Origin of the sequence: Edwardsiella ictaluri ATCC 33202 (assembly GCF_000264785.1) — a bacterium.
GTDB lineage: Bacteria > Pseudomonadota > Gammaproteobacteria > Enterobacterales > Enterobacteriaceae > Edwardsiella > Edwardsiella ictaluri.
Genome location: NZ_AFJI01000046.1, coordinates 1 through 6,339, shown reverse-complemented (window position 1 = coordinate 6,339; position 6,339 = coordinate 1). Strand labels below are relative to the sequence as shown.

The 6,339-nt window shown below is 51.0% G+C and carries 5 protein-coding genes; 2 read left to right on the top strand and 3 right to left on the bottom strand.

Going from position 1 to position 6,339, the window contains the following annotated elements; genetic code table 11:
- Positions 1-366 precede the first annotated feature (366 nt).
- Positions 367-1,245: an alpha/beta hydrolase gene (locus tag EIEH_RS05815; RefSeq protein WP_015870881.1), complete on the bottom strand. Its 879-nt coding sequence runs from the start codon at positions 1,243-1,245 to the stop codon at positions 367-369.
- A gap of 1,636 nt (positions 1,246-2,881) precedes the next feature.
- Between EIEH_RS05815 and EIEH_RS19625 the strand changes: the two genes are divergently transcribed.
- Both EIEH_RS19625 and EIEH_RS19620 read left to right on the top strand, forming a co-directional pair.
- Positions 2,882-3,277: a hypothetical protein gene (locus tag EIEH_RS19625; protein WP_239642628.1), complete on the top strand. Its 396-nt coding sequence runs from the start codon at positions 2,882-2,884 to the stop codon at positions 3,275-3,277.
- 115 nt (positions 3,278-3,392) lie between these two features.
- Positions 3,393-3,554 carry a hypothetical protein gene (locus EIEH_RS19620; protein ID WP_197541356.1) on the top strand — a complete coding sequence of 54 codons (162 nt, stop codon included), beginning with the start codon at positions 3,393-3,395 and terminating at the stop codon, positions 3,552-3,554.
- Between the two features lie 1,039 nt (positions 3,555-4,593).
- Here the strand turns inward: EIEH_RS19620 and EIEH_RS05800 are convergent.
- Both EIEH_RS05800 and EIEH_RS05795 read right to left on the bottom strand, forming a co-directional pair.
- Complete coding sequence (locus EIEH_RS05800; RefSeq protein WP_015870876.1) at positions 4,594-5,730, bottom strand: hypothetical protein; 1,137 nt, start codon at positions 5,728-5,730, stop codon at positions 4,594-4,596.
- Between the two features lie 50 nt (positions 5,731-5,780).
- Positions 5,781-6,339, bottom strand: a 559-nt coding sequence (locus tag EIEH_RS05795) for a hypothetical protein (protein ID WP_035609009.1), incomplete at its 5' end; no start/stop codon positions are given.

The window sequence follows — 6,339 nt, the reverse complement described above, 5'->3', positions numbered from 1 at the left end:
ACTGGAATGCCTGCGCTATCAGAGGATGCGTGATCTTATCCTTCAACTCAGCAAAAGTTCGATTTATTCAACAAAGCCTATCAAAACCGGTAATGCTCAACCTTGCAAATAGATCACGTTGCGGCTAATACATTTTATCAGAAGTACAGAGACTTAGATCCTACCCCAGTAAGAAGATATTGTTGCAGCCAGTTTGGATACGGACAGCGCGCAACAACCGGAGCATACACGCAATACGTGAGGATTGTGAGCAGCGTCCCGGACCAAAATGGCAAATCAAATAGTTTAATGGGATAGCCTCTTATGTAACTGTACTTTTGATAATTAAACGCCAGATGATATAGTCGCCATGATATTCACAACAAATTATTTTGCTGTTGCGTCAATCATCGCCATTACTTGCTTAAACATCTCAGTCTCTGGATTAGCAAGGGTATTTACTAAGGTAAAGTGGTTATGCTGATGATCCTCAATAAACGTCACATTCAGTTCGTTTTCACGACAAGCTTCATAATAAGCTTGTGTCTGATGTTTAAAGCCTAATGTTTCTTTACCACCGACACTCAGCAAAATTTTGGGTGCATAGTTTTTTTTCTTTGGCAAAGAAAAAATAGTGCTAACACTTTTTGTCTGCTCTGGTGATAAGCGCAACCACTCATTACTAAAAATATCGCACAGTGGGCGAAGATCATAGATGCCACTCATCGCCAGCACGCCTTTTATCGCATCAGCCGGAAGTTGGTAACGCTCATGCCAGCCTGCGGAGACCAGTGAACTGCACAGATGGGCACCGGCTGAACTACCGATGATAAAGATACGTGCCGGGTCGATACCAAATTGTTCCCCATGGTGATATAGCCAAGATACGGCGCTACGTACCTCATGCATAATTTCTGCCACAGTTGCTAGCGGAGCCAGAGTGTACTCCAGGGTAGCAACAGCTACCCCATGGCTGGTGAACGAGGCAGCCATCGAACAGGCATCCTCTTTGCGTTGTGAACACCAGTATCCACCATGAATAAAAATCACTAATGGGGCTGGTTGAACGCTTGCCGGGAATACATCAATTCGTTCAGCCGCGGCCATACCATAGCGGAGATCGTAAATACCTGGCGTTTGTAGCCTGGCTTGTTTAGCCAGCTCAGCATACTCCACCATGCAGGCATCAAAATCTTCTACTGAAGCCCGTGCATTATATTGAACTGCCCGTTCATCAGCATTGTTAAAATTCAGATCAATATTCATATATTTCTCTCTATTTATTGAACTTTATCATCAAGGTAATAGGCAAAGCTGTTGTATTATTTATGCACAATAGAACTCATACACCACAATCGGCTGTATAAATGCATAAAACACCAAATTAGCGAATGCACATTACATCTTAACATTTAATTATGCAGCGCATTCAGCACTTGTCTTATTTTTAGGTTGCTAACGTTTTTTTATGATTGCACCAAGATAAGAAAATTGTTTGTTTATTCATGCTCAATTATTTTTATCTGATATGAAAGATATTTTTACATTTCCAATAAATAGCAAATACAATCAGCACCCTACACCATAAACTCAAGAAAATACGATGCAAGGGAAATCCTGCACCCAGCGGGCGCAATGGTAACACCTACCTCTGGAGAGGTGTTGTAAGCATCGCGATTTCACTTCTGTTTATTTTTAAAATAATTTAACACTTACCCATAGCGATGCCATGCAAATCCGGGATTCTGTCAATTTGCCAAAGCCCGGATACACGCCGCCGGGGTCTAATTATTTAGTGATACATATTATCGTCACCCGTTATATTTCTTCCGGCAGCACCCGATCTTCTCCCGCATCGATTCCCGTAACAGGAGCCTTGGCACCTTCAGACATTCACCGGCTTGTTCAATAAAGTGGATTTTTTAGCTAAGAGCCTATCCCAGTAGGGATATATTATTGCACCCAGTTTGGAAGCGGACAGCGCGCAACAACCGGGGTGTACACGCAGTATGTAAAGATGGTGAGCACGGCAAAAGACCCAAATGGAAAATCAAACAGCCTAATCGGATAGGCTCTAAATCCCATAGTCAGCTGCTGCAATCAGGGAACAGACACGTTTTCTGGCATGTCCGGCTGCATAATTTTGCTCAGGGCGCACGCGATGGTCAGAGCCTCTGCTGCCTGGCTGCCATACCATTGTCACGCCGCGCCACCCAACCACAGTTTAACCCGTTACATTGCCGTTGCTGCCATCGGCGGCGGTTATCCTCTGTTGCCCATTTCCACCGGACATGACTCCCATTCAGCCGCAGATTTGCAGCGGCACGGTTGCGCCCGGCCTGCTCACCCTCTTATCCCGCCTCTTTAGGGGGGAGATAAGAGCGCGAGTGTTGTTGCGGCGCAGGTTTATCGTGACATAACCGGGTGTCATAAGCGCCATCCGCTGCACCAGGGCTGATTTGTCGATGGTCCTGTCGGATGTGTCCGGGGAGAGTCTCCGCACCCATGGTATTGTTCTGCGACGGGGCGTGCGGACAATTTCATGTGTGTCAGCATCCGCGGCCAGATGCCGTTTTGCCAGATACCGTGCCACGCTTTGCCTTTTTTCTTCACCCTTCTCTCACCTTCACCGGAAACTTTCAGCCCGCAGGCATCAATCATCCGGTGTGCAATTTCACCCCGTAGAGGGTCAGCCCAAGCAACTGACTGTCAAGTTGAGGACAGGGCCAACAGGGCCAACAGGGCCAACAGGGCCAACAGGGCCAGCAGGGCCAGCAGGGCCAGCAGGGCGATAGGCAAAGCCCCGCTCATTTAACGATGCAACAAAAGTCTTCCACCACCGTGCGATTTCACATATTCTATCCCGCTGGATTTCTCCCAGCGAAAATTCGCAGAGACAGCCATGAACCGCAAACATACGCCGTTCACATCCCTCTCACGCCGCAAACGCTGGGCTCACACGCTCAAAATCAAAGCCCTTATCAACCGTGAGCGAGAAACCCGGGGTGGCCTCTTCCACGATGAATGCGATCATGCCACCGTCGCTGCCAGCAGGCGCTGGGTCTGGAGCGATAGCGTTTTTCCCGGAGATGACCCGGCGGTCTTCTGGAATGCAGAGATCATCACCGCTCATGTCGCTTTTGCCGATGCCGTAGCAGAAGCGGCCTTCAATGAAGCCCTGCTTCGGCTGAAAGTCGCTGGCAGGCAGAGTGCAGAGCCCGCTGATTACCGCCATAGCCAAACCATCGGCTATACATTGATTGATCGAGGGACCCGGGCAAACATATTCGATATTTAACGGATTAACCTTCGATGATTTTATCGATAAATGGGAGCAGGAGATTGCCCGGGATGATCCCCCGCTAATTTACTGCGGCTACCGCATATTACCGGGTTTCGCTTCCGGAATTGGCTTGAGGATGATCGTTGAGGCTGACGTCTTGAGCCAGACGCTGATCGAAGCAACCCTGCAGGATTTTCTTGCCCGTGGAGAGCGCAACGGGATCGCTGAGGTGCCCTCTCCGTCCTGCGATACGGGTAAGATTATCGGTAACCGGCTTAACGCTAAAAACTGAACCTCTACGGGAGGCCATTCTGAACAACAAAACGGCAATCCTCATAGCCGCGCGGTTAATGGCCGCGCTCAATATGAGGAAAAATCATGGTACGAACCCGTGCAGAAAGACGTCACCATCTGCGTCGAATGAAACAAAGACGGCGGCATGACAACGCGGTTGGCGACGGTTGTCCAAAACAGTTGGGCCGTCATTATCAAACCCCGTGTCGCTGTTCCTGCTGGATGTGTGGGCACCAACGTTACTGGTATGGGCCAGGGATTCAGGAGCGACGCGCACGCGCAAAAAATACCTAAGGAGGGCATATGAGGTAACTATCCATGAATAGGAGCCTGAAATGTCTGTTTTTAATACACGAAGAGACCGTGAGCGGAACGGGAAACCAAAACCGCATTACCATGTTGGTTATCCTGGATTCGACGGCAAGATGATGCACCATCGCGATCGCATCTCTGGACGCTGGCCTGACTGGAACACCTGTCATTGCCCGTCAGCCTGGACACGTATATTCATGACCCGGCCACGCCGGGCAAAAGAGTCCATGGCTATCAAGCGGATCATGAAAGGCGCCGATCCCGACGGGGTCCTCTTCCCTCACCGCACAAAGCCGTATCTATATTATTACTGAACCCGGCCCCCTGACGGGGGCCAATCAAATGGGCACCCCACCCTGTGTGCGCTACGCTGGCAGGGTGTTTTTTATTGGGATCTGCGCTGGCGGGTCTGGATCGGCAGAGGGTCACAATCCGGGTAGAATGGGCCAGAGCGATTACAGCGCTGGCACCTGTTCTAAAACCCCCTGCGTCTCTGGCTCAACGCCGATCCGGGTAGCGCTTTTACCTCTATGCATAACTCAAAAACGTAATTATATAATAGCCGGGGCTGGATCAGCCCCGGCCACTTTATCTCCTTAAATCGCTCAACGATATCTTGGCCCGCAGCATAACGCAGTGAGCGCCCCCATGATGAGGGCTGATAACCCATTCCACCGGGGTCTGACAGCACGCGCGGGAGATTGGCAGCGTGCCATTCTGGCCGCCTAGAATAGCGGTAGCTCGGCAAGCAAAACAACTCTGTCGCGATAGGTACCGCTCGTCAGCCGGGCTTTATCCTGATTAAATTGAAAGGTCAGGTTCAAAGGAATTTGATTGATGTTGTTTAAACTGGCTATCTCGATGGGCGCCGTACCGGCCGCATCCTTATTTAAGGGATACTGCCGTGTCCCATGGTTCAATACTGCCTGATAAGATATCTTTCTGCCATCAGCATTACCCAGGGAGAACTGATTATCAGAGCGCAGGCTAAAGCGTATCCGGCCAAAGTTAGGATCGAATAAGCCCTGTAAAATCAGCGGTGTGGAGGCGTAGCCTACCACCTGGTCCTGGGTATAGCTCGTGTTGAATGCCACATTGGTTGAGGGCACGGATAGCCCGCTAAAATAGGCCTGCTTGCGTATCGAGACGGTGGTGGTGGTATTTAGATCTTTAATTCTGCCAGTACTGATATTACTCATGTACTCCAGATTTAAACTGACGCTACCGTTATAAATATCAGGCGGCAGCGATTGCCAGGCATCACTGGCTGTCAGGGTATCGATATCCAGCCATACCACTCTGGCATCCCCAAAGGTAAACACAGGACGAATATCGATATCCCTATAAATACCAGAAAGGGTCTTTGCGCTACAGTCCGCCGTAAAATCATGGCTGCCCGGGTCAATAAAAATAAATTGACCGGAGCCCTGCAGTAGATTTTTTGTATCCCGCGGCTGGATATTGGCACACCCATTATTCTCACTGGTATTTCCTACGATAATGGCTCGTAAATAAGAGTCATGTCGGTAGATCGTCTTACCCAGCTTGGCCCGCAGGGTTATCGACCTGCCGTAGCGCGCCCCGGTCAGGGTGACGCTGAACAGGCTGGTTCTGCGCACCAAGTTGCTTCGGTTTGAGCCGAGATCCGACAGAACAAACCCCGATAACTCAGGGTAATTATCCTTAACTTGCAGCACACCGTCGCTCAGGATCTCTGGAGAGTCTCCAGAGTCAATCCGTATCTCCTGATTATTATAAATGGTGAGATTCACCCCGATAGCATGGCTTTTTGCCATCAACGACAGCGCTAAAACGCCATACATCAGATAACGCAGCAGCCTTTCCCCTATTACGCAATACATACTTCCTCCTGACATAACATCACACCGCCGGCTCAGGGCCGCGATACCTCTCAGAGCGGCACGCTCACCAGCAGGGTAACCTGCCCGCTGCAGACGATCGGCACCCCCACTCCGCCCACGGGAACCTGCGAGAGTTCCGGCAGGACCACGCGGAGATAGAAGTCCAGAGTAAAGCGGTTTGCCGTGATACCCGCCACATCCCCCGCGCGCTGCCACTCTCCCGGCTCAAAACGGTGCTGGCGGGGGCCAGAGCTATCCAGCCGGGCAACCGACCGCCCCCCTGTTTCGACGCCGTAGCGATATCCCTGGTTGACGGCCGCCAGCGTAAACGGCGTGTACAACACCTGGGAGAGGGACGCACACTGGTACTGGTCGTTCACGATCTCCAGCAGCAGCGGCTGGCTGTTCTGTTCGCCTATCGCCCGCAGGGCGATACCCATATCCTCAAAACGATGGCGCCGCGCGTCATACGCCACCTGCTGAACCAGGGGCGTCTGACTTATCAGCTGCACCGGCTGCACCACATGGCTGCCCATATCGATGTGCGCGCTCAGCTCCAGGCTCTCCTCCAGCGTATGGCCGCCATTGCTCACGACAAAGCCCTGCGCC